This window comes from Helicobacter bizzozeronii (assembly GCF_900196775.1).
Taxonomy (GTDB): Bacteria; Campylobacterota; Campylobacteria; order Campylobacterales; family Helicobacteraceae; genus Helicobacter; species Helicobacter bizzozeronii.
The window spans coordinates 1-3282 of sequence record NZ_FZLB01000074.1 but is presented as its reverse complement, the minus strand read 5'-3'; the positions used below and the strand labels follow the sequence as shown (position 1 = coordinate 3282).

Below are 3282 nucleotides of genomic sequence, written 5' to 3'. Positions count from 1 at the left end.
CTTAATAACGCCCTTAAAACGCTCAATAGTTATTACAAAAACACCCCTAATCCCACGCTTAAAGATCATATCCGCAAACTCAGCGACAATATTATCCGCAATGACATCCAAGAGGGCATCAGCCAGCTTTTCAAGCAATTACCCCCAGAGTTAGGGCACAAATACCAAGAGCTCTTTAACACCGCCCTAAAAGATTACGCCACAATGAAACAAACCCTTAAAATCATTGACAAGGGCAGCTTAAAACTTAGAGATGTGGCTAGAAGCGAGCAAAGGGCATTAGATGCTTTAATCAAATACACACAAGGGCAAGGAGCTGAGGGGTTAGACAATCTCAGCCGTATCACTAAGGGATTAAGCCCAGCTAATAGAGAGGTCTTAGAGCTCAATATGCTTGAGAGACTCTTTGCCACCTCTTTGCACCAACTAGAGGGGCTCAAAGTCTTTGATAGCCAAGCCTTTTTTAAACACTTGGACACCTTGAAAGCGGGCACTTTCCAAAGCAAAGCCGCACAGGATTTTATTGAGATTGCACAACGGGTTTAACCAGCTTTTCAACCAAGATGCCAAGCTAGCCAAAGCTTTAAAAAGCACCACAGGTGAGCATGTGGGCAGTTCTATTGCCACCAGTGTCTGGGGTGCTATGCAATACCAAATCACCAAATTTGCCTTTGCTCTGATGGTTAGAACGATGCCCTTTGTCCCCTTTTTTAAGGGCATTAACTCTAAGGTGAGTGCTGCCGCACTGCGCTACCACATCAAAGCCGCCTTAAACAAGTCCGCCAGTGTGCAGGACTTTAAAATCCAGCTTAACCACCTAGTCCAACGACAAGACTTTGATAACGCCACTAAAGCCTTGATTAGAGAGATTGAGGGGGGATTACCCCCTGATGACCCACCACCTAGTGGAGGTGGTGGAGGAGGGATAGCTAGCCCTAAAGACACGCCCATTAGTGGTGGGGGCAATAAACCCCCTAAGGGCAATGATGAGCACATGGGCAAGGAGGGGAATGGGGGGAAATCAGGGGATGGGAGTGGTGATGGTGCAGGAGGTAACCCCCCAAGCAGTGATGATCTATTAGACCCTAGCAAGCCTTTAAGAAGAGCTAGACCTGAGGAGATCACCCAAGAACTCTTAGAGAGGGTGAAAGAAACTAATGCCAAGATTTGGGTGGGGGACTTGACTAACCCCCAAATTTTGGAGCATTTGGGGTTAGAACCTGATAGACCCGTGAAAATGCTCTTTGATGGGAATGCTTTGAAGCACATTGAGAAAAGGCATGGGTTGAATGCACCTTTAGTCAAGAGTAGCGGGCAACCTGCCATAACAAGGGAGGATATAGCCACTTATCCGCAGATTATCAACAACGCTGATTTAATGCGCATAGAAGATACTAAGGACCATCAAAAGGCTCTAGTCATTGGCAAACAAGTTAATGGGTATTTTATTGCTGTGGAAATTATCAGCCAAAAGAACAACACGCTAAAGTTAAAGACTATGTATAAAGGAAACGGTAAATTAGAAATGGATTCGATTTTTAAAGATGGTGCGCAAATACGACTATCCAAAGATAGCGTCGCCCCCTAGTTGCAAAGAACTAGTGCCACTTAGACGTATCGTGTGCACCCAGCAAGGATACTATAAAAAGAATATTTAATATGTGCTTAAACAAATGCTTAATCTCAAATTAAAAAATAACGCCACTAAAGCCTTGATTAGAGAACTTGAGGGGGGATTACCCCCTGATGACCCACCACCTAGTGGAGGTGGAGGAGGAGGGATAGCTAACCCTAAAGACACGCCCATTAGTGGTGAGGGGAATAATAAACCCCCCAAAGGCAATGATGGACATATGGGCAAAGAGGGGAATGGGAGTGGGAGTGGTGGAGAAACTAGACCCTATGTGGTCATTGAAAAACAAGAGGACAAAGAAGTATTCATTAAAAACCTTGATTTGAGCGCGTCAGCCACGCCTATACCTGCAAGTTTAGATGTAGAGGGGTTTTTAAAGACATTAGAGGGCGTTAAAAATCATAAGAGGTTTATTGAGCATTTGGCCGAGAAAAAAGATGGACAAAGCCGTTTGGCTTACCTTAACCTTGTGGAGCCAACACTCAAAAGTCCCAATATTGAACTCGTCTTTAATGACCCTGTAAGAAAAAAATATATCAAAGCTTTCAAGGATGAAAAAGGCAAGACCTTAAAATATCTATTAATTACAGCTGATAACAACGAAACCCTCATTACAGGTTTACCAGTTAGACAAATAAGCTACTTGCAAAAACAAATAAGAGATGCGGACATTATCCACTCTTTCATTCCGCCGGGTAGGCTTGCTAATGAGCAAGGTGCTTTAACACCGAGTGGGCTACCAACTGCGGAATTTACCACCCCAGAACTTAAAAATCAAGCCAGTCAGTGGGATTTAAGCAACCCTAAGCAGAGCGATGTTCTTAATCTAGGCACGCTCAAAAACCCCGAATTAGACACGCTCAAAGCCCTTTTTGATGCCCCCAACTTGGAACGCCAAATCAGAGCCCCTGAGCTCAAAAACGCTATGGACAATGGCTTTAGCTTAGAGGAAGTGCTCAATTATACCAGCCATTTACCCACAGCCAAACGCACCATTTTTGGCGATGAACTGCACTATAGCAAACCCTTAGAAAATGGCAAGACTCTACACATTAGCGAAACCTACAAAGAACCCCACACTTTGCAATTTAGCCACATGCACATTGTGGAGGATTTAAAAGTTCCCCCCTCTAAAATTGAACCTAACCCCGCTTTTGGGGAACATTTTAAAGAATTTGAGGGTAAAGGCGCACAAGCGGTGGCTAAACTTTTAAAAGAGCAAAGAGGACAGGTAGCAGGGGCTTTTTATCGGGAGGATTTGGGTTATATTGATTTGGTGTGGGGGGATTCTAAAAAAGGGTTAGCCCATATCTTAGAGAGAAGGACACAGCAATACGGGGAGCAACAGGCTTTAGAGTTTGTCAATGATTTACCCAGAATGCTACAAGAGGCTAAATTTTGGCGAGAAATAGAGGATAAAATCGAGTTAGTAACACCTACAGATATGATTGTTTTAGGCAAGAGGGGAGATAATAAATTTGTGCTAACAAGCTTTAGGGATAGGAGAAGCAAGGATAGGTTTAAGGAGTTGGAGAACCCACAGACGGGAGACGATGTGGGCTTTACGGGTAAGTCGGTGTCAGAGCCTCAAACAAAGGATGATGTTCTCTTACCCAACCAAACTGATTCTACCACAACCCCCCAAACAA

The 3282-nt window shown here is 44.1% G+C and carries 2 protein-coding genes and 1 pseudogene; all 3 read left to right on the top strand.

Annotation, left to right across the window (positions count from 1 at the left end):
• Positions 1–546 (top strand): annotated as a pseudogene (locus tag C5684_RS07750) (hypothetical protein); the annotation flags it as partial.
• Positions 524–1588, top strand: coding sequence for a PBECR3 domain-containing polyvalent protein (locus C5684_RS07745; RefSeq protein ID WP_104639945.1), 1065 nt, complete (start codon positions 524–526; stop codon positions 1586–1588). The pseudogene C5684_RS07750 and the gene C5684_RS07745, both read left to right, overlap by 23 nt.
• Positions 1589–1661: 73 nt before the next feature.
• A partial coding sequence (locus C5684_RS07740; protein ID WP_456152207.1) for a putative barnase/colicin E5 family endoribonuclease occupies positions 1662–3282 on the top strand: 1621 nt, incomplete at its 3' end.